A 22,023-nucleotide genomic window follows, 5' to 3' on the forward strand; every position below is an offset into this window, starting at 1 on the left:
GAATATCCGCTAAGTTTAACTAAAAAATGATACCGATGATCAGAGCGGATAAAACGCTTACAAGTGTGGCGCCAAATAACAGTTTCAATCCAAATCGAGCCACAATATTCCCTTGTTTTTCATTTAAGCCTTTCACTGCACCCACAATGGTACCAATGGACCCAAAGTTAGCAAATGAGATTAGAAAAACCGAGACAATGGCTGTAGTACGCCCACTTAAACCATCTTGGATCTTAACAAAGTCAAGCATAGCAACGAATTCATTCGCAACAAGCTTTGTCGCCATGATACTGCCTGCATCAACAGCTTCATGCCATGGGACACCGATAAGAAAGGCAATGGGTGCAAAGACATACCCTAAAATTCCTTGAAACGAGATACCGAATACTCCGCTGAAGACCCCGTTAATTAATGCAATGATCCCAACGAAACCAACCAACATTACACCAACTACTATGGCTACTTTAAAGCCATCCATAATATATTCGCCTAGCATTTCAAAAAACGTTTGTTTTTCTTCTACCTGAACTTCAACAATATCTTCTTCAGGTGTAACTTCATACGGATTAATGATGGATGAAATGATGAATCCACCAAATAGGTTTAATATCAATGCAGCTACTACATAACGAGGTTCTAGCATCGTCATATATGAACCAACAATTGACATGGATACCGTCGACATTGCAGACGCACATAATGTATACAAGCGATGTTTTGGTAATAATCCAAGCTGGTTTTTCACCGAAATAAACACTTCATTTTGTCCTACAATTGCGGCTGCAACTGCATTATAAGACTCCAATTTGCCCATGCCATTTATTTTACTTAGTACCAAACCAATATACTTGATAATGAACGGGAGAATTTTGTAATGCTGCAATATCCCAATTAATGCCGACATAAAAACAATTGGCATCAAAACATAAAGGAAAAATGTATGGGCCCCTTCATTTGCAATCCCACCAAAAACAAAGTCAGTCCCTTCATTGGCGTATCCAAGCAATTTTGCAAAACTATCGGCAAACCCTTTAATTAAGAATTCACCTATACTTGTTTTTAGTATAATTAATCCCAAACCGATCTGAATAGCAATCATTACAATGATTGGTCGATATTTAATCTTTTTCTTATTGTTACTTCCTAGCCATGCCAGTAATAGAACAATGACCAAACCAGCAATAGAAATTAGATAATGCATTTTTAGCCCTCCAAATTATCGGTTAATTTTCTTGGAATCCTCATATCGAAATGCATCTTTCCACATTAACCCTTGTTCCAAAATAATCGCCAACAGACTTCCGCATATTAATCCATTATTTAAAATGGCTATCACGATCGGAGATAAATGGGCCGTAGCTGATGAAGGGATAAACATTAATCCCACACCCACTAAAAGGGAAATTCCACTAACGATAAATGTTCGTTCTTCATGAATGACCTTCTTCAATTCCTTTAGCGCTAGTCCGACCATCTTCACAAAAATGACGAAGGTAACGGAATAGCCTATGGGAGCTGGAATCGCTGATATAACATTCATCATTGGCGGAAATAAGGATATTGAGATCACAAAGCAACATCCAATTAAAAATGATCTGCGCTCCTTCATCCCTGTTTGTTCAACATATCCTGCCGCTCCCGAGATAGGGACAGAACCGACCGCTCCTAAACCGCCACTAATAAGATGCGTAATTCCAGAAGTAAACCCGGCGCGCAAATAACGATGATGATCCACTTGCTTTTGTTTCATAACGGTCTCCATCAAACGGATCGACGCAACTGCATTGGTTATTAATAACAGCGTTAATAAAAATGCAGTAGTGATTGTCCCAGCATCGAATTGAGGTCTGCCAAATGGGAATATTTTCGGTAGCTTAAATAGAGTATCCGCATGAGAAAACAATGGTATATTACCGCAGATAATAAATAATAGGCAGCCTATCAATATACTGAAAATTATTGAAAACTGGCTGAGTACTACAAAGCGACTTTTTCCTAACCAAAAGGTAATGCAAACCACAATCACACTAAGGATGAATACTTTAACATCTAACGTGGTGTGGGCTATGGTAATCCCCATCATCCCTTTCATAAAAGATCCACTTAATTGAAAGATCAATAAAAGTAAATAAATAAAAGTGATGGTGGGAGTAAATAGACGAGCGATTTTATCCATTAGCTTAAATGCTGAAATTAGGATAAATAACACACCGCTAATGATCATTGCCCCACTTAAAGCTTGTAAAACACCATTGTTAGAAGAATAAAGTCCCCCCACTAAACTTGCGTAAATCGTAAAAATACTCCACCATAACCCTGCCGGACCTTCATGGATAGGGAATTTATGACCCATCAGGCCTTGTAAAAATCCAGCTATCCCTAAAGTAATCATTGTGCTCTGGATAAGCCCGGAAGTTTCAATGGGTGTTAAGTTATATAAATCTGCGATAGCAATGGGTGCAGCAATTGCACCAGCGATCATAAAAATCATCCACTGCAATCCTGACAGTATTACCTTCATTTCTTTCTCACTCTCTTTTCTAACAACACTGCTCTTATCCATAAATCAGCCATCAATGACTGTGTTAAGGGCTATTTCGACCATTTCATAAAAGGATTGTTCACTTTCTTTATGAGTCAGGTGTTCCTGTCTTAGCAATTGACTGCCGACTGTTAAAATCGATAACGCTTTTACACCATATTTAGCGGCTAAAGTGTATAGGGCTGTACTTTCCATTTCTACTGCTAATACACCAAAATCCATAAACTTGTGAAGTCGATCTAAATTTTCACGATAGAATTCATCAGAATTATAAATGTTACCAACAAAAACATTTGCATTTTTAGCTTGTGTTTGTTGATACGCTTTCATTAACAATGAGAAATCTGCTGTAGGTGCAAAATTACAACCATGAAAGATCTTCTCCGTCATATTACTGTCTGAAGACACCGCTTGGGCTATTATAATATCGCGGATATTAATTTCACTTTGCATCGCACCACATGTACCAATGCGAATCAACTTCTTAACTTCATAATCGACGATCAATTCTGTAGCATAGATACTCATCGATGGATTTCCCATCCCTGTCCCCTGAACTGACACCGGTACACCCTTGTATAATCCAGTGTATCCATACATCCCTCTTACTTCGTTATAACAATTAGCCCCCTCTAAAAAGTGTTCTGCTACAAATTTTGCACGTAAAGGATCTCCTGGGAGCAAAACGCGCTCTGCTATTTCTCCCTTATTTGCACCTAAATGCCTACTCATAGTTCTTCCTCCAACTTTTAATAGTAAACTGAGGTTTACCGAAATCGCTTTCCACTTGCCCTCAAGTAAAATCAGTTTCGAAACTAGATTGAGCATAAGGTTTTTTAACATTACAAACTAGACCAAAAACTTACGTAGGTAACGGAAAATAATTGGTCAAATTATAAAAGCAATTCTTTACGGATATTGTCCAAATCTCTTTTAGAAGGGATCGTAGAAATAATAACAACAGGCACGGTCTTTAGTGCAACCGGGATATTACTAATGACAAGATCAATATTATTTTGCTGCATGATCTCGTCGGTTAGCCCTTTCATAATGGAGGTATTAAGGATCAACTGATCCCCTATTTCCTTCTTTATCAAATCTGCTATGTAATGACGAATTGAAAATTCCTCTCCGATCACTAAGAAAGCCCTCTTACTCTTATAACGTAAACTCGAACGGACAATTAAGGTTAGTTTTGTTAAATGAAAATTATTGAAGAGAACGGAAGGGTAAGTTTTATTCCACGTTTGCATACAGGTTTGCATTTCTTGATAAATCTGCTGGCACTCCTGCTCTACATATGTTGTTAAATGACTTTTCGAAATCATCATCCATTCCGGAATGGCATTTTCGATTAATAACTTGTCAAAGAACCCGTAAATCTCCAAGATAAATCGTTCATGCATATCCAAGTTCGGGTATACCTTTGCCAACAACATTAGAAGCAGATTCCCCATTTGATATTCTTCTTTATTCTTGTGTAATTCGACTTCTTTAATCGGAGTGATCTCTGACCCTTCATAATAATGATATTGGCTGAGACTAACCATGGATTGCATAAAGAATATTTCACTCTTTGGAAATTCGATGGACAGCTTTTCTTCAAGACGCTCTGCTATGGCTCTCACTGGTATATAAAACATTCCCTTTTCCCAGGGGTATGCATTTTCGTCGATGGTTACACAATTTCCTTTCCCAGCTCTTTCTATTACAATTGCCAACAAAAAGGACAATTTCCTTTTGGAATTGATAAAATATACAATGTTATTCTCAATCTCTATATTTGTGATCAACTGATTTATATAAGCAAAATCGATATTCGCAAAGGGCCATCCTGTAAACTCATACGCATCACAATATAAATTCCAATAAAAATACCGAATATTCATTTCATTCCCTTTGATCACAGGTGTAGAGTAACTAATGCGTAACTTATACGCTTTTAGATCATTATTATTTAATTCTACAATCAGCTTCTTCAAAGACGAGGTACTCATAAACATGGCTTCAGAAAGCTCCTCCACAGACATTTGACCAGCATTCGTAAACAATAAATGCATCAGCCGATAGAAAATGGTTTGTCTGAACATAGAAGAAATCACTTCACTTATCGTACTTTGCCCATCACGTAGAAGAACGATTCCCTTACCTCTAGAAACTTCAATGGTTACAGTAGAGGGTAGTTGATTACTGATTTCCTCCACCATCTTCCGTATTGTCTTATCTGAGATCCCTAAACTTTTTTCCACTTCGGCTAAGGTAAACCATCTTTGTTCTGTATCAAGCAGCGTTAATAGTTGGCTAGCTAAATTAAATCCCTTATCCATTGTTATCCACCCTATTTCAATTTCATTTTAATTTTTATAGTATAAACAAATTCACATCTATAACCATATTATTTTTCAATAAAAAAACCCGGGTTTCATTTACCCGAGTTTCACATCACTTTATATTTGTGTTTTTTCTTCAATAGGGCTAATTGCTTTCAGCTGCATCGTTATGACGGCTGCTATAACGGCTTTGATGATGTCCCCCGGAAGAAAGGCTAACGCTCCGACAAGTCCAGCCCAGATCGACGTATTGGTTATTAATGCCATGACTGGTGCACCAATCAGACTCACTAGTAATACACCAAAGATTATGTTGATCGCTATCAGCTTCCAAGTTCGGACCTTCGGCCAGATTTTTTCAGAATACCAGCCGATAAGGCCGGCCGCGATAGGGAAGCTAAATATGTATCCTGCAGAAGGACCAATGAGCACTGCGATTCCGCCGCGGCCACCAGTCAGTACAGGCAGTCCAATGGCTACTAGAATGATGAAAATGACTAGACTGAGGGCGCCCATCCGTTTCCCCAGAAAACATCCAGCTAACATGACGCCAAGCGTCTGGGCAGTGATCGGAACGGGGATGAAGCCGAGGGGGATGGGTGGAATCATGCCCAGCACCGCGATAAGTGCTGCGAATAATGCAGCATAAATAAGTTCTTTTGTCTTCAAAAAATTGACCTCCATTGGATATAAATAATTGTATTCTGGTTAGTAAATACGTCCAGTAAGCTGAATTATAATGGAGATATTCATGATTGTAAACCGAAAATTAATTTATAGTTCACAATAGAATGAAATACCAAGCTTGAGTTTTTCCAATTGTTATATAGAATTAGAGTATTCAGTCGCAATCGTTGGATGTTATTATATTCAATGGGTTTTGGTCGGAGAGTTATACTTTTGGAGGTTTAAGTTCATGACAGTAAAAGAACATATTCTTGCCTTGCTCGACAGTAATAAGGGTGAATACTTTTCCGGCGAGGAAATAGCCGTTCAGTTATCCGTGACGCGCAGCGCTGTCTGGAAAGCCATAAAATCGTTACAGACAGACGGATATTCCATACAAGCTGTAACTAATAAAGGATATTCCATGTCACCTCAAACAGATATCCTATCTGCAAGTGCAATTTCAAAATATCTGGATACCCAGGGGCAAAAGTTACGTTTAGAAGTCTTTAAGACACTATCTTCAACGAATGAAGCAGTAAAAAGTCTTGCCTCAAATGGAGAAGCTGAGGGTAAGGTGATCCTTTCCGAAGAACAGACCGCTGGACGCGGGAGAATGGGCCGAAAATTCTTTTCTCCACCGGGAACGGGTATCTATATGAGTATCCTGCTGCGTCCCAAGCTGTCAGCAACAGATTCCGCTCTGCTGACCACTTGCGCCGCTGTTGCAGTCGCCCTTTCCATCGAGAGCGTATCCGGTAAAGAAACGCAGATTAAATGGGTGAATGATGTCTTCATGGAAGGTAAAAAGGTGTGCGGGATTCTTACTGAAGCATCCGTGTCACTGGAAAACAGCTGGCTTGATTATGCCGTTCTTGGTATTGGTATCAATGTAGCGCTGCCGTTCGACGGCTTTCCTAACGACCTTACCGAGATTGCAACAACTGTAATTTCTGAAAACAATTCTTATGGTGATCTCCGCAACCGACTGGTAGCAGAAGTACTGAACAATTTCATGGGATATTATGAGCAATTAACGGACAGATTGTTTCTTTCCGAATATAGAAAACGGTTAATTTCACTTGGCAAACCCGTAACAGTGATAAAGAATAATGAACAGCTTAAGGCAACAGCCATTGATATCGATAACGATTGCCATCTGAAAGTCAGATATGAAAATGGTGACGAGGAATATCTTTCAAATGGAGAAGTCAGTGTTAAAATTTAGCTATTGTTCTTTTTAAGATAGGCTAGCTTATGACGTTTTTCGCAGAAGAAGCCACCTTGTAGGCGGCTTCTTTTGCGTATATGTTATTCGTGGTGATCGTCAAATTTAAACATGGAGAAATCATTTTTCAGTGGTTTATTATTGCAAATTATTTTTTATCCAGCTAAGCAGCGACTCTTCCTTCGGAGCCCAAGCAAGTAGATTTCTTGCATGGGTGGCACGCACACGGCTGTTCGAGGCGATAGCAAAACGCGCCCAGTCTCCAAGTTCTGCTATCGCTTCGTCTGCGGGCCAGCTTATGGTCTTGCCCCCAAAGCCTAACGCCTCGCTGACAGATTTGGCGATGTCCCCATAAGATTCCTCCCCATTTTCGGCAAAGAAATACGATGCAGACGGTGCTTTTTCAAGTGCCAATACATACAGTTGTACCAAATCTTTGATGTGGACATTAGACCAGCGATTTACGCCTTTACCTACGTGAACGCCTGCCTGCAGCTCTCTCGACTTGCGAATAATCTGCGGCAATTGATCGCTTTCCACAGGCAACGCTAGTGCATCACCATAAATCATAGATGGGACTATCACGATGCTTCTCACCCAATCCTCAATTCCAGCCTTGCGTACGAGGTTGTTTATCGCTACACGGTTTTCCCTAATATCCATAGGTACAAATGGTGTTTCCTCGTCAAAAATTTGTTCGCTCGCCGTTTCGCCACGGGCATCATCTCCAACCACACTTGAACCCGATGTATGCAAAAATGGCTTTCCACTTCCACGTAGAGCAGCTATAAAAGTTTCAACTGCCAGCAAATGATCAGAATCGGCTGTGTGAATTACTGCGTCGCTGAGCTTAGCATATTTCGTTAGCGTATCCGTATCTTCCAACGTGCCGAGTATAGGCTCTATACCAATATCCCTTAATGCTTCCACCTTATCGGGATTGCGAACCAGACCGAAGACAGTATGCCCGGCATCAAGTAAACCTTTAGCCACCGACCCGCCGATATAGCCTGAAGCTCCTGTGATAAACACTTTCATAATAATATTTCCTCCTCATCTATGCTGTTGATGCTTGTCCATTCGACAAAGTGTAGTGCCAGTCTCAATTATTTATTAATTTTGCTGCTTCTTTATTGTAAGCTCCAAAACATAAATAAAACAAATTATGAAATAGCCACTTATTAATAAATAATTTTATAAATAATACTAGCTAATCCATCTTCTTTTCCCTTAGGACAGATATGATCTCATGAATCAGAGGCAAATGCTTATTCTTTAACTGATAAGCGATATATAACTCGTTTTTTACTTTTAAATGCTTAGAAACAACTTTTGATTTGCCTTCTTTTAACGAGTTTCGCAAGAGGTATGTAGGTATGACACTCAAGCCCACCCCGAGCTCAACTGCCTTCAGGATCATGTGTAAATTAGGAATGATATGAATAGGTCTAATTTCAGGACGTTTCTTAAAATGTTCTCTCCAAATTCTTCTTATTATCGGCAATTCCAAGCCATAGCTGATCCATTTCTGTTCAGAGAGCCATTGCTCTTCAAGCTTCAAATTATCAAATTCAAGGATTTCATAATTGCTTGGAGCTACTATAACAAACTCTTCATCCATTAATTTCAAATACTCGATACCGGGAGTTTGGAACCTTTTTGACATAATGAGAATGTCTAGCTTGTCTTCCTTCAGGAGCTCTAGCAATTGCTCGGAGGTTCCAAAATGCGAAATGGTGCAAGTATTAAAATCAGTAAGTTGTGGCAGTATTTTTTCACTAAAAAACTCATGCGCCGCTCCCAGCTTGATTACACTCAGCGTAGGCAAAGAAGCGGATTTAAAGCTCATTGTCGTATTCTCTAATGACTCTATAAGTGGAGCGAGCTGGGAATATAACTCCTTTCCCCGCTCTGTTGGAGTGATTTTTCTAGTCGACCGAATAAATAAAGTTTCTCCCACCTCCGCCTCCAAGGCGGCTAAGTGCTGACTCATGGCTGGCTGCGTCATCATGCGGGTTTTTGCGGCTTCAGAAATCGATTGATACTTATATATTGTGCAAAAGCTTCTATACCATTCAAAATCAACCATACTCTAGGCTCCACCTTTATACTGTAAAATTTATATTAGAAGATGAACTTAATATATCAACTTAAGACGCTGTATTCTACTGCGGTAAAGCATCTAAATCCGGCTGCATCTTGTTCCGCAGAACATACAGCATGATGGCACCAACAAGGAACGCAACGGCATCCGAAATGACGAGCGACCAGACCACACCATGAAAACCATTCATTCGATTGGCTATATACAACACAGGAATCAGAGTAACTCCTTGAATAATTGACATTATAAATGCAGCAGTTCCTTGCGCTGTAGCTTGGAAGATCCCGGTAAACAACGAAGTCATTCCTGTAATGAACAAGGATAAGAATGTCACATGCAGAATGTAGCTGCCCATTTCAATTAATTGCGGGTCATTCGTAAATAAGCCAATTAAGTGGTCGGAAATCAGATAGACGATAACGCCGAACACGACAGCTAAAGCTATTATCGCTTTGATCGTGAATCCGATGGTATGCTTCATGCGTAATTTATTTGCTGTAAAAGAGAAGGCAATGAGCGGCACGACACCTTCGCATAATCCCATCAGAATACACTCAGGTAATTGTAATAAACGTGATGAAATTCCGAACCCCGCTATGGCTTGATCTCCATATTCGACAAGAAAATGGTTCAATACGAGTGACATTGCACCCAAGAAGATACTCATAATAAAGACGGGAATTCCGATTTTGAATACATTGCTCAGTATTTCCTTGGTAGCTTTGAACCATTTTAAAGAGACAGTTAAGAATTGGCTTTTATAACCCAAATGGTAGGCGTAGAATGCGCTCGCAACCAAGTTAGAGATGACCGTAGCAGTAGCAACGCCAATCACGTCCCAATGGAAGACGAAGATAACTAGCGCATCGAGAATAATATTCATGACAACACTTAGAATCATCCCGATCATCGATGTGATTGCTGAACCTTCCGAGCGCACGATATTCTCCAATGTGAAGCATAATACAACGAATGGTGAGCCGATAAGCATAATCGTTACATAGTCCTTTGTAAATCCGAAGGAGTCGGGCGTCGCTCCCAGGCCATGAACAATTGGATCAATCAACGGGAGGCCAACAGCCATCACGATAAGACCGATAACTAAACTGCTATAAAAAGCGAATGAAGATACATGCTTTACATCATCATATTTTTTCTCCCCTAGCAAGCGGGAGATGAATGTACCACTGCCCATGCCAATCAAATTTCCTAGAGCCATAATGATCGCGAATAACGGCAAGGTTAGTGCAAGTGCGGTTAACATAGCCGTATTGCCCAGTGTGCCAAGGAAATAGGCATTCAAGATGGAATATATGACACTCATTGACATGCCTAACATCATCGGTATACCGAAGTGAGCTACGGCTTTTGAGATGGGTGCTTTTTCAAAGTAATGAAGGTTTTCTGCATCCATGTGGGTCACCACTTTCTTCATCTATTTGGTATTCAAATTACTTAGAATTCTAACTATTTATAGAATATGAACCATGACGCAGCAACAAACAACCCCGTACCGTAACATCGACTTTACGGGGTTGGTGTGCGAAATTTAACTGTTCTTCAGTTTCCAAGAAAGTACGTCATTGCGCCGCCTTTGCCGTTCATCTTTCTTTTGTAAAAGGCTCGCCACTGCTACTGTTTGACGAAAAGACTCTGCTTACTTATCGTCCGGATCATGTGACTGGTCTGGTGACGAATTCCTTCCATCTCTGGAAGGCCAGCCGAATCCGCGCATGTCACGATGCCCTTCCCCGCCAAAGCCAGGGAACCTTCCGCTAAAGCGTTCGTCCCTAGAATTCCCCCACATTTTTTGCATTTGTCCACGCATGGCCATTAGTTTTTCGAATTCCTCTGTTCCCATACGCTCCTTTGCAGCCTCCATCCACATAGCCATTACATCACGTTCTCCGTCCGTTCCAAGCTCTTCTTCTAAAGCCATAATTACGCGGGTTAAGTAATCCCCGAAAGCAACCTGCTCTTCTGAAGATAGGCTAGAAAATATGTTGACGCTGTCTATCTCTTGCCCCTCTTCCTCTTGTCCTTTTTGGGTTAAGTAAATCAACATGATGCGTTTGTCTGTTTCTGATGGCTTACGGGTGATATATTCGGCTTTTTCCAATTTTGCAAGCAATTCATTGAGGGATGATACACGGATGTCCAGCATATAGGATAAATCTTTGGTGCTGATACCATCTTTCATCCGGAGAAATGCCAGTATCCTGCCTTGCCCGCGGGATGTGTCGGCCATAGGGCCAACAGCAGCGTGTGTTTTTAAGTGTTGGCGTTGCAGCAGCCATTGCAGTTTCGCGAGTTTTTCGTATAATTCAGTATTCATGTCCATATTGGATCCTCCATAAAGTTTGTATGGTACCTGTTAATCTTTGTGACGGTACCTGTTGATTTTTATTATAACGGTACCTGTTAGATATGTCAAAATGTTTTTTACAGGTACCGTTAGTATGTTGTTGATTGTTACCGTGACAATGTAGCGGACAAAATTACTTACATCCTTATTACATTTTTTATCATATACTTACTGTAAGTTCGCTTGCACGATATTATAATTGGTGTTTATAACAGTAACACTTATTCGGGTTTGTTTTAAAAATATCTGGAGGTGACTTGATTGAAATTATTACAGCTCAGTTTAGCTGTTACTTTAGCGAGTACCCTATTATTTGGTCCTTCGTATCAATCTTTTGCAGCGTCTACTACAATAAACTCCCCTGTTCTATTGCAAATCAATGAGTACAATATTCTCTACACTTATCCAAAGCAACCTTATATTGATAGCAAACAAAGATTAATTGTTCCCCTTCGTGCAGTAAGTGAACTACTAGGAGCTTCTGTGTCGTATAATGCCGAATTAAAACAAGCAATAATTGAGAAGAATGGCAAGGAAATTATTTTAACAGAGAGTTCGAATAAGATAATAGTAGATGGTGTAGTGAAAACAATGGATACTGTTCCAGTAGTATACAAACAATCTTTTATGTTACCTATTCGTGTACTGTTGGATAATATGAATTTAAGGGGAACTCACGATAGCCAAACGGGTATTTTGCACTTGGAAGATGAAGCGATCAACGGATTTAATATGGTAAAGTCTATTAAGGAATCGGACATTCCTCCTGATAGAATTGCTAATCAGAACGGAATTTTACCAACCACTTTTAATTTGACACTTAGTGAACTAAGTGAAAATAAGCTTCAACAGGGAAATATCAATTTAAGCGCAAAAAATATTAGTGGAATTTCTATACCTAAAGGTAAAGAAGATCTACATGTTATTGTTATATTTAATAATACCTTTCAAATGGAAGCTGATCTTAACCCAACAACAGAACAACTACGTCCTCGTCCAGCCCTCATAAAAGATCAAGTATTTCAGCAGAAAACGGAGTTTACAGCAGGTAATTATGGCGACTATTTAAAATATATACTAGTAGTGGGCAGGATTCTAAAATAAGTAAATACAATTCACGAAACGCAAAACGAGCCTAAAAGGGATTTTAGAGGCTCGTTTTTGCCTTATTTTACAAGGAGGGTTATTAATAAATGAAACACCCCATTCTAAGTAAAAAATCGCTCATTCTAATAATTTTTTTGATATTCCTTATAGGAATATACTTTTTATTCTTCGGATTACCATGGAAGTCCATAGCCCATAAAAAACAATTCGAAGTCTATTTAGAAGATAAGTATCAAATTGACTTCAAGTTAAAAAAGATGGACTATGATTTTATGCACCGAACATACCTTACTTATGCATATCCCGTGAGTGACCCAACTTTAGTTTTTTTTGTAGGTCAAGATATTGAAAACAAAGAAATTCATGATCTTTATCTATATGAACTAGAAAAACGTATGTTCAAATAGGTTACCAGAATAATCGTTGAGCTGTGATCAGTTTTCTTTTTTTATATCTTCAAGCAATCCTTCAAACCATTGAACATTTACTATATGGTGGGAAAGTGAATTTTCTAACATTTTTTTAAAATAAGCAGTAATATTTTCATCGTTCTCAAGAGATAGCTGTATTAAAGAAATCTTATTTTTAGTTTGATCGATTTGTATTTCTATTAATTTAGTTAGCTCTTCTTTTTTATATTCATCTGAAAATAACATTGCTACATAAAAAGATAAGTTTATATAGTCTGTCTTAGACCCATATTTGAACATCAACTTTTCAAACTCTTTTTCCCCTAATTCCGTGATGTTATAATTATGTGTCTCTCTGGTGCTGTCTCTTTGGTCAACTTTTACAATATACTTTTTCTCTACTAATTGCCCAAGATTATAATAAAAGGACCCTTTGGTGAAATTCACTATATATTTATAGTGTTTTTCTTCCATTAAGGATAACAATTCATAACCGTGAGCCCCTGGATTTTGTTTTAATAATCCTAAAATTAGTAATATTATCAACTCAACGCCTCCGTCAAAATGCTACTAGGTTTAATCATTGTTGATTTGTATAAACTTGGCTTGAAATTCGTCAAATGATATTTTTCCCCATGCAAAATCCATACTCAATATATACATTTTTTCCGCTTTAGTGTGTGTTCTTGCATTATGGAGACTTAACAACTCCTGTTCATTAATTAGCGGCTCAAGTACATGTTGCTTATTAATAAAAGCTTCAAAATATCGCAACCCAAATTTTCTTTGAGATATTGCATCGATATGAATACCATCCGGATTAGAAGTTAAACCTGAAGCTGTAACAAAGTAACAATCATCTTGTTCAAAAGCAAATTTTTGTAACTCTTGATTCATCAACTCGTATTCAGTGCAATGTTTCCCAAATCCTTCTTTGCCTAAAAAATCCCCTAAGCCACCAATTATAAATGGAATATTTGGAGCATCTGACTCTTTTCTAAGGGCCGTAACCATTAAAAGTAATTTCTGATAATAGACTTTGTAGCTGCCATTACTACTATCACTTTCTCCTTGATGCCATAAAATCCCCGTTAATTCACTATTTTGCATAGCAAATTTAGTTTCTTGCAATGCATGTTTAAAAAGTGCCCCATCTACAGCCCATTCATCAATGGTGCTCCCACCCTCAGCACAAGGAATTAACCCAATGATGTCTTCTTCATTTTCACGACACCATGCATCCGCAAATGATCCTGCCAGACTTATTCCTGAAACAGGACGGTCATAATTAATAGGTTCAGCCATCATTTGCCATCTACCATTACGTAGCATTTGTATTCTCTCGTTATAAATTGGGGGTACTTCATGTATAAATCCTCGTCCAGCCATATTTGACTGTCCAATCATTAGAAATGATTTGATCATTATTCTCATCCTCTCTACAATAGTCTAATTAGACTGTTTATATTATTAGTCTAATTAGACTATTTGTCAACAAATACGCTTTTATTCTCTCCCTCTTTATGAAATCAAAAAAGCTGATCTTCAAAAAGATCAACCTTTGTATGAAGTATTAACATCTCAGAAGTGAGGTAATACCATCTAATTCTGATACGATTTCATATACTCGCGTCCGTCTGCCTTTCTTTGAATAGGGTTCCAAACCTGAGCAAAGAACGGTTCACGCTTCGCACGTTCTTTGTAATTCCAGCTTTCGAGCTCACACTGCGGGCAGAAATGTCCACCTTCTAGCATAAGCTTGGGGCTAGCCGTAAAGGTATGGTCGAACGCACATTTGAAATCAAGTTTGCCTGCCCAATTCCCCGTTTCCATATCTGTTGAAAGACATTCACCACCACGAAATTTCGCAGCACCCTTGATATCTTCAAGATTTAATTGCGATGTTGGCTTATTCTCATCATACCCGTGGTCAAGTTTGATGACTTTATCCCAATCTGCGAATTTCTTCATTTCAGACACCTTTGCAGGAATCGCCTCCCAGTTGTTCTTGCTGCCCCAATAAGCGTCTATTTTCTCAATGTCATTTTCCTCGATAAAACGTATCGTTCCTCGCTCTTTTACTGCTTGCTTTTTCATCGTCCGCTTAATCATCGCACCCATCAATTTTTGACCTCCGGGCAATTTAGTGATGACTTTCGCAACAGGCACAAGTGCGCCTAGATTATCAAGGTAGTTTTGATAGAAATAATCTATTGAATCTCGGCGAAAGTGAAAATACTCCTCCAGCTTATCAGAGTCCAGATAATATTGTCCGTGAAAATTCCGTGTTGCATACCATTTAGGATCTATCACATAATCAAGATTTGTTAAACCTAACTTACCATAAAGCACCTGATACATCTCAAGCGTGCTGACTCGACAGCTCTCGCCCCCGCCAATGTTGTAAATATGTTGCCAAAATCCTTCATTTAATTCTCCGTCTATATCCGAGATGCAGAGGTTTCGCATTAAACGTCCTGAATCCCGATCTGATACGTATTCAAGCACATTTTCTAGACAGTTATGGAACATAATAGGGTCTTCTATCTTGCTCATCGCTGGCCCCATAATACCTGTTTGGCGGAGGCTCACCCAATAGCGTAGTCCTGATTCAATTACCATACGCTCGGCGGCAATTTTCGAAACGGCATAGTAGTCATAAACACTTGGTTTGAGAGGGTCGCCCACACGTCCCCAATGGATCGGCGGCATACGGTCACCCGTTTCCGCAATTGTACCGATATTTACGAAACGCGTTACATGGGCACGATCGCTTTTCTTGATGGAATCGACGATGTTCTTCGCTGAACCATAATTAATCTGCATCGTTCGTTCGGGAAACTCATCTGCAGCAGGAGATACAAAGGCTGCTATATGAAGCACAATGTCGGCATCTTTCACACATTCATAGACAAGGTCGCAGTCTAGTAAATCGCCATAGACTACTTTAACGCCACTTAGTCTCTCATATTCTTTCAGCTTTTGGCGGCTGGTTGAATTGTCTAAATCAAAGAGTAACAGCTCGCATTTCGCTAAATCGTTTCTAAGAAATTTCAATGTTTCGCCACCCATATTGCCCGCTGCACCTGTTATCATGACTCGTTTTTTCTTTACCATATTCTTCACCTGCATTATAAGATTATTGACAAGTCATTCGTCTCCCTTCAGAATACAGACACAGTGTCTATTTCACAACCACCAGTTGATTATCAAACTGATGTAATATAGACAGTCGAAGATATTCTGTCCATTAGTTTTCAAAAATTTTTATAGGGGGTGAATCAACAATGAATCAACGTGAACGGTTAACCAAATTGCTGCTGAAGCAAAGCTTGATTCGTCTGCTCAAAGAAAAAAACATAAGCCAAATCAGCGTAAAAGAATTATGCGCTTCAGCAGGCATCAATCGCTCTACCTTTTATTTGCATTATGCAAATGCATACGATCTGCTTGAACATGTTGAGCAGGAGATTATTGATAACACAAATGCATATCTAGAAAAAATCGAAGCTAATGACAATGGCATCACTTATATATTGACCTTCTTAGACTACATCAAAAAGAATGATGATTTATTTGCCATCATGCTACTCAAATCAAATGAAAACGAGTTGTTTTCAAAACGTTTGCTTAATGAAGTACTGATGAATATTGACACTTTCCTTCAGCTTGACGTTCCCGAAAATATGAAGCGTTTTACTTACGCTTATTTGGTTAATGGAAGCTTAGCAATTATACAGGAATGGATATTAGAAAATTTCATTATATCAAGCGATGAATTGGCTCAACTTATTTTCTCTTTGGCGGATCATTCCTTATTAACGTTTAAGTCATCGGAAACTTGAAGTAATAGTCACCAGATCCAACTAGTAGTTTAAGGCCTTCTGACATTTGTTCCACACTGGATAGACCTATGACTTGTTCTATTGGTGTCCCAGACTCCAAGATACTGTCCTGATTCATCGTTGGAATAATAATCTCAGCTGTTGTATTGGATGGAATCAGCACTTGCATTTCTACTGAATCTTCGTTCTGTTTTTTCCAAGTTACCTTGATCGTTCCATGGACAGATTCAAGCGAAGCATCAACCCACGTCAAATGTTCCCCGATCTGCGGCTGGATCCGTATTTTTTTATAGCCTGCTTCTAATAGTTCGATGCCACCGGCAGTGCGATAGAGCCAATCTCCAATAGCACCGTAAGCATAATGGTTATAGGAGTTCATATCATCGCTCCAGAACGAACCGTCCTGTTTTATTCCATCCCAATGTTCCCAAATGGTTGTAGCCCCTCGGATTACAGAATATAACCAGGAAGGATACTCTTTCTGCAGTACCAATTGGTAGGCTACATCCGTATTACCAAATCTAGAGAGAACTAGACACAGATAGGGAGTTCCCACAAAGCCGGTCGTTAGGTGCACTCCATTTTCTTCGATATGGTCGGCTAGCATCTTGGCCGTCCGATGACGATCCTTTTCCTCTAATAAGTCAAACATAAGGGCAAGTGTATACGCAGTTTGTGTCGGTGAGGCCACCCGACCATTTGGTGTTACGAACTCTTGGCGGAATGCCAGAACAATCTTCTCATGCAATGTTTCATATTTTAAGGCATCTTCGGGTTTTCCAATGACAGCCGCTGTCTTAGCTAGCAATTCCGTTGAATAAGCATAGAACGCGGTAGCGATCAACTCTTTTGGTGTTGCTCCGACGTAGCTGTTTTCTTTGGCATCCAGACCTAACCAATCTCCGAAGTGAAAACCTGTATTCCATAAATATTCGTCTTCACCTTGCGCCCGAATATACTCGACCCATGCTTTCATACTTGGATATTGCGTTTTCAGCACACGAATGTCCCCATAACATTGATAAAGCGTCCAAGGACAAATCACCGCGGCGTCTCCCCAAGCAGCAGAGCCGTATCCTGCCGCTGGCACATCGGGAATAACATGCGGAACTCTTCCGTCCTCTTCTTGGTCAGCGGCCAAATCCTTTAGCCACTTTTCAAAGAACGGAACGACATTCATGTTGTAGGCAGATGTGCGAATAAAAACTTGAGCATCCCCGGTCCATCCCAATCTTTCGTCTCGTTGTGGGCAATCAGTCGGGATATCTAGAAAATTCCCCTTTTGTCCCCATAAAATGTTGTGCTGAAGCTGATTCAAGAGTTCATCTGAACACTTGAAGTTTCCCGTTTGCTCCAAGTCCGTATGGATGACGCAGCCGATAAATTGTTCCAATAATTGATCTAGCGGTATGCCAGTCACTTTTACATAACGGAATCCTTGGAAGGATAAATACGGTTCAAACGTTTCTGCCTCCCCGCCATGGCATATATAAGTAACAGTCTGCTTTGCAGATCGTAAATTTCCGATGTAGAAATTCCCCTCGCGGTCCAACACCTCAGCATGTTCTAAAGTAATTATCGTTCCAGCTTCAGCATGAACCGTAAATCTTACCCATCCAACCATATTTTGTCCCATATCCAGCACGTGTTCGCCTTTGGGTGTAGTAATGACTGCGATAGGCTTGATGGTTTCTATAACCCTGGTCGGTTCGTTTTCCTGAGCAACCAATGAAGTCTCTGGACGGTCCTTGAGAATAGTCTTTTGCCACTTTACATCCTCAAAACCGGGAGAAGACCAACCTTCTACCTCGAGCCTCGCATCATACGTTTCGCCATGATACAATTCTGACATCAAGAGTGGACCTATAGAAGTACGCCAGTTGTCATCCGATACAATGATTTGCTCAGAACCATCAGATAATGTGACGTGTAGCTGGATAAGCACAGCACGATCCTCACCAAAGATGTCTTTCTTTCCTTCCCAAGCTAAATATCCTTTATACCACCCGTTTCCCACCATGCAACCAAGAGCGTTATTGCCAGCAGCAATCAAAGAAGTCACGTCATAGGTCTGATATTGAAGCCGTTTATTATAACTGGTCCAGCCAGGGTTAAATAACGTGTTATCTGCTGGTTTACCGTTTATATATAAGCGGTACATCCCAAGAGACGTTGCATACACACGCGCTGATACAACATTATCAGGGATTGAAAATTCCGTACGAATATAGTCGCAAGGATCAGCCCCATTCTCTTGGTGATTCGGAGGTGCTGCTATCCATTTTGCCTGCCATTCATCTACCGATAACAATGCCGTTTCCCAGTACGCAGGTTCACTCCATTCTGAAACTATCCCATGATCGTCCCAAGCTCGAACCCTAAAGTAATACCGAGTGCGGGATTGTAAGGCGGAACCTTCGTATTCAATATGCACATTGCTATCCGACTCTACCTTTTCAGAATCCCATATGATTTTTGAAAAGAATTTGTGATCATTTGCGACTTGAACTTGATAGGCTGATTGGATAAATCCCCGTATTTCTGTGCTGATCCACCAACTAAGCCGCGGATGTAAATCATCAATCCCCAACGGATTCTTTCTATAGTTCACTTTAAGATTTGTAACTTCAAAATTGGACATTTGTATCAACCTCCTATATTCATCCAGTAACCTGCCGGAACACTTTGAACTGTATTCATAGATCTTTGATCCGGCAGCTATTTCTATTGTATGAGTTGAGAGAATTTAGAATTGGGGGTGTTTCAGACATTTTTATAGGTGGATCTAGACATTCATTCATTAGTTTCGTACGATATGTCTAGCCTTAGCAATTTGAAAGGGGCCACGATTATGAGTATCAGACGCAGCACTTTTGTCATGTCTGGAGATAGCTTTTTCGAGCCTGGTGTGCCAATTTATGTGAACAGGGCTTACGAAACGTTCGAATTGAATGCGCATTCCCATGAGTTTATCGAAATTACTTATATCAGTGAAGGAGCAGGCGTTCACTACATTGACGATGAGGCTGTTCCTGTCGAGCACGGTACGTTATTTTTTATCCCCATTGGGCGCAGTCATGTATTTCGACCTAAGACCCCGATGAAAGACCGCCCGCTCATCGTTTATAACTGTTTATTTCCAGTAGAGTATTTATCAGAACTTCAGGCTACCTTTCCTCACGCTACAGATATTTGTGAATTTTTCACAGACATGCAATTGCTATGGTTCTCTATGAAAGATGTCAATGGCGCATACCATATTATGTTTCGTGAACTGTTTCGTGAATTCTCGGCAAAACCGCCAGGATATCTAGCTGTCCTCGATGCTCTTTTCGTACAAATATTAACAGGCTTGTTTAGACACCGGTTGCAGATTGTTGCGCCGTCAGGGGATAAGCCGCAATGGATGGCAGTGGATGATGCGATTGCATTTATAAATTACAACTATGCCAATGGGCTTAAACTTAGTGATCTCGCCAGTAAAGCGAACCTTAGCGAACGGCAATTCAGTCGCCTTTTTCAGCATCAGACTGGAATGAGCTTTACAGATTATACGCAAAGTATTCGAATGGATGCTGCATGTCGTATGCTTTCAGGAGGTCATAGAAGTGTAAGCGAAATTGCCGCTGCAGTTGGATATGCTGACCTCAAATTTTTTCACCAAATATTTAAAAAAAAGATAGGAATGAGTCCCCGACAATATAGTAATTCTATTCGAAGTGAGCACTAGCTTCTAACATTCAAGATAATAAAAGCTGCCTAGCAATTGCTAGGCAGCTTATCCTACTTATCACCGGCAAGTGTAAGCCACTTACGATTGTGATGCTCCTGAACTTCAACGGGGGTATCAAAGAAATCACTCAACACATCCGACTGCAAGCAGTTTTCTGTCTCATCCCCTTTATAGATTTCTCCGTTCTTCACCAGCAAAGTATGTGTAAAGCATGGTGTTATCTCCTCGATATGATGCGTTACATACAGCAAAGTTGGTCCGTTGGTTTGCTTCGTAATCTTCTCAATCATTTGCAACAGCTGTTCTCGGGCAAAAATATCGAGTCCTGTGCAAGGCTCATCAAGGATCAATAGATCTGGATTGGCCATAAGTGCGCGTGCAATGAGGACTTTTTGACGCTGACCTTGCGACAAGGTATCGTATGTACGAGCGGCTAAGGAAGAGCAGTCTAGAAATTCCATCAGCTCCTCGGCTTGCTTTTGATCCTCTTCATTCGTCTTGTCGTATAAACCGATAGTTGCGAATTTTCCGCTGAGGACGATGGTCAGCGCAGTCTGATGGCCATATAGCTTCTGTTGCAGCGAGGTGCTGACCCAACCGATTCGTTTCCGTAACTCTCTAAGATCCACATCGCCAAAGCGGTGGTCTAACACTTCGACTTGCCCAGTCGTCGGCCATATATAGCCGTTTACTACGTTCAGCATCGTCGTCTTGCCTGAACCGTTTAGTCCGACGATACACCAGTGTTGCCCTTGTTTCACTTCCCAATTCATATCGCGTAAGATCATTGTTGTATCACGTTGCCATGATACATTTTTGAGTGATATAATCATGCCCAAATTCCTCCTCTACATGAATGTCTATATTGAACTTAAAGCTCAGAAAGTGTTCCATTTAAAATTTTGAGCGTCAATTGTACTGCTTGATCTGAATCCCCATTTTTAATAGATTCATACACTTGTTCATGGTAATCGGATTGAGGATCATGGGAACTATAATTACGGTTTAATTTACTCATTGCATCTGACAAAATATGAGTAAACGTTCTATATAAGTCAATGATTACAGCGTTTTTACTTGCCATCGCTACAGCCATGTGGAATTCTATATCCGATTTGGCATACAGTTCACGATCATTCTGCTTTAGAGCCATATCTCTTGTATCCAAATGTTTTCGCATGTTGAATAAGTCAGTGTCATCATGCCGTAGAGCTGCTAATCTTGCGATTTCTAATTCAATCATTTTTCGAGCTTCAAAGACCTCAATCAATTCTGCACGAAGTAAACGATGGGTAAGTGGTTCTTGAATAATAGGACTGGATTTTAAGTAAGTTCCAAAACCCTGCTTTTTCTCCAATAGACCAGCATGAACTAACACACGGACTGCTTCTCTTATCGTTGATCGCCCTACATTAAATAATTTCATTAATTCAGGTTCTGGAGGTAATTTGTCTCCTGGCAGGATTGTTCCTGTTGAAATTTTTTGTTGTATTTGATTAACAACATCGTCCACTAACTTAGTGGCTTGAACGGGTTGGAACGACCCCTTTTCAAACATCTGATCATCTCCTCTTTTTGCAGAATAACATGATATTCTTTACTTAACAAGTAAGATTTTGAAGTTTATAACGGTCATTATGGGTATGAAAAAGCAGCTAATCATTTTGATTAGCTGCTGACGTAATTTATTTAA

General features: G+C 39.9%; 20 protein-coding genes. 5 read left to right on the top strand and 15 right to left on the bottom strand.

Features of this window, described 5'->3' with window-relative positions; genetic code table 11:
* Positions 1-19: 19 nt before the first annotated feature.
* From MKX35_RS19000 to MKX35_RS19020, 5 genes are all read right to left on the bottom strand, one after another.
* A complete protein-coding gene (locus MKX35_RS19000; protein WP_042188403.1) occupies positions 20-1,201 on the bottom strand; it encodes a NupC/NupG family nucleoside CNT transporter in 1,182 nt (393 codons plus the stop codon).
* Between the two features lie 15 nt (positions 1,202-1,216).
* On the bottom strand, positions 1,217-2,563 hold the full coding sequence (locus MKX35_RS19005) for a purine/pyrimidine permease (protein WP_256716325.1): 1,347 nt from the start codon (positions 2,561-2,563) through the stop codon (positions 1,217-1,219).
* Positions 2,564-2,566: 3 nt separating this feature from the next.
* A complete protein-coding gene (deoD, locus tag MKX35_RS19010; RefSeq protein ID WP_076299796.1) occupies positions 2,567-3,274 on the bottom strand; it encodes a purine-nucleoside phosphorylase in 708 nt (235 codons plus the stop codon).
* A 161-nt stretch (positions 3,275-3,435) separates the two neighbouring features.
* Positions 3,436-4,869: a helix-turn-helix domain-containing protein gene (locus MKX35_RS19015; RefSeq protein ID WP_076283742.1), complete on the bottom strand. Its 1,434-nt coding sequence runs from the start codon at positions 4,867-4,869 to the stop codon at positions 3,436-3,438.
* A 120-nt stretch (positions 4,870-4,989) separates the two neighbouring features.
* Positions 4,990-5,541, bottom strand: a complete 552-nt coding sequence (locus tag MKX35_RS19020; RefSeq protein ID WP_076283743.1) for a biotin transporter BioY — start codon at positions 5,539-5,541, stop codon at positions 4,990-4,992.
* Between the two features lie 247 nt (positions 5,542-5,788).
* On the opposite strand from MKX35_RS19020, the gene MKX35_RS19025 reads away from it, so the two are divergent.
* Positions 5,789-6,766, top strand: a complete 978-nt coding sequence (locus tag MKX35_RS19025; RefSeq protein WP_076299795.1) for a biotin--[acetyl-CoA-carboxylase] ligase — start codon at positions 5,789-5,791, stop codon at positions 6,764-6,766.
* Positions 6,767-6,904: 138 nt separating this feature from the next.
* Here MKX35_RS19025 and MKX35_RS19030 read toward each other — a convergent pair whose 3' ends face one another.
* The 4 genes from MKX35_RS19030 to MKX35_RS19045 form a co-directional block, all read right to left on the bottom strand.
* Positions 6,905-7,804 carry an NAD-dependent epimerase/dehydratase family protein gene (locus MKX35_RS19030; protein WP_076283745.1) on the bottom strand — a complete coding sequence of 300 codons (900 nt, stop codon included), beginning with the start codon at positions 7,802-7,804 and terminating at the stop codon, positions 6,905-6,907.
* 172 nt (positions 7,805-7,976) lie between these two features.
* A complete protein-coding gene (locus tag MKX35_RS19035; RefSeq protein WP_076299794.1) occupies positions 7,977-8,855 on the bottom strand; it encodes a LysR family transcriptional regulator in 879 nt (292 codons plus the stop codon).
* A 76-nt stretch (positions 8,856-8,931) separates the two neighbouring features.
* Positions 8,932-10,284, bottom strand: a complete 1,353-nt coding sequence (locus MKX35_RS19040) for an MATE family efflux transporter (protein WP_076299793.1) — start codon at positions 10,282-10,284, stop codon at positions 8,932-8,934.
* 243 nt (positions 10,285-10,527) lie between these two features.
* Positions 10,528-11,211, bottom strand: coding sequence for a MarR family winged helix-turn-helix transcriptional regulator (locus MKX35_RS19045; protein WP_081382919.1), 684 nt, complete (start codon positions 11,209-11,211; stop codon positions 10,528-10,530).
* A gap of 285 nt (positions 11,212-11,496) precedes the next feature.
* Here MKX35_RS19045 and MKX35_RS19050 point away from each other — a divergent pair, with 285 nt between their 5' ends.
* Entirely contained in the window at positions 11,497-12,339 is an 843-nt protein-coding gene (locus MKX35_RS19050; RefSeq protein ID WP_076299792.1) for a copper amine oxidase N-terminal domain-containing protein, read from the top strand.
* 89 nt (positions 12,340-12,428) lie between these two features.
* A complete protein-coding gene (locus MKX35_RS31925; RefSeq protein WP_076299791.1) occupies positions 12,429-12,749 on the top strand; it encodes a YfjL-like protein in 321 nt (106 codons plus the stop codon).
* Positions 12,750-12,776: 27 nt separating this feature from the next.
* Here MKX35_RS31925 and MKX35_RS19055 read toward each other — a convergent pair whose 3' ends face one another.
* The 3 genes from MKX35_RS19055 to MKX35_RS19065 form a co-directional block, all read right to left on the bottom strand.
* Positions 12,777-13,298 carry a PadR family transcriptional regulator gene (locus tag MKX35_RS19055; protein WP_076299790.1) on the bottom strand — a complete coding sequence of 174 codons (522 nt, stop codon included), beginning with the start codon at positions 13,296-13,298 and terminating at the stop codon, positions 12,777-12,779.
* 30 nt (positions 13,299-13,328) lie between these two features.
* Positions 13,329-14,177, bottom strand: coding sequence for a sialate O-acetylesterase (locus MKX35_RS19060; RefSeq protein WP_076299789.1), 849 nt, complete (start codon positions 14,175-14,177; stop codon positions 13,329-13,331).
* A gap of 177 nt (positions 14,178-14,354) precedes the next feature.
* A complete protein-coding gene (locus MKX35_RS19065; RefSeq protein ID WP_076299878.1) occupies positions 14,355-15,869 on the bottom strand; it encodes an NAD-dependent epimerase/dehydratase family protein in 1,515 nt (504 codons plus the stop codon).
* 170 nt (positions 15,870-16,039) lie between these two features.
* On the opposite strand from MKX35_RS19065, the gene MKX35_RS19070 reads away from it, so the two are divergent.
* Positions 16,040-16,597 carry a TetR/AcrR family transcriptional regulator gene (locus tag MKX35_RS19070; RefSeq protein WP_076283751.1) on the top strand — a complete coding sequence of 186 codons (558 nt, stop codon included), beginning with the start codon at positions 16,040-16,042 and terminating at the stop codon, positions 16,595-16,597.
* On the opposite strand, the gene MKX35_RS19075 is transcribed toward MKX35_RS19070, so the two are convergent.
* Positions 16,578-19,238 (bottom strand): alpha-L-rhamnosidase, encoded by a 2,661-nt coding sequence (locus MKX35_RS19075; RefSeq protein WP_076299788.1) that lies wholly within the window; start codon positions 19,236-19,238, stop codon positions 16,578-16,580. The two genes, MKX35_RS19070 and MKX35_RS19075, sit on opposite strands and share 20 nt — an antisense overlap.
* A 210-nt stretch (positions 19,239-19,448) precedes the next feature.
* Here MKX35_RS19075 and MKX35_RS19080 point away from each other — a divergent pair, with 210 nt between their 5' ends.
* Positions 19,449-20,327 carry an AraC family transcriptional regulator gene (locus MKX35_RS19080; protein ID WP_076283753.1) on the top strand — a complete coding sequence of 293 codons (879 nt, stop codon included), beginning with the start codon at positions 19,449-19,451 and terminating at the stop codon, positions 20,325-20,327.
* 53 nt (positions 20,328-20,380) lie between these two features.
* On the opposite strand, the gene MKX35_RS19085 is transcribed toward MKX35_RS19080, so the two are convergent.
* Together MKX35_RS19085 and MKX35_RS19090 are read right to left on the bottom strand one after the other, a co-directional pair.
* Positions 20,381-21,163, bottom strand: coding sequence for an ABC transporter ATP-binding protein (locus MKX35_RS19085; RefSeq protein ID WP_076283754.1), 783 nt, complete (start codon positions 21,161-21,163; stop codon positions 20,381-20,383).
* Positions 21,164-21,201: 38 nt separating this feature from the next.
* Positions 21,202-21,888 (bottom strand): FadR/GntR family transcriptional regulator, encoded by a 687-nt coding sequence (locus MKX35_RS19090; RefSeq protein WP_076283755.1) that lies wholly within the window; start codon positions 21,886-21,888, stop codon positions 21,202-21,204.
* Positions 21,889-22,023: the final 135 nt, after the last annotated feature.

This window comes from Paenibacillus sp. FSL R5-0923 (assembly GCF_038009145.1).
GTDB lineage: Bacteria > Bacillota > Bacilli > Paenibacillales > Paenibacillaceae > Paenibacillus_AQ.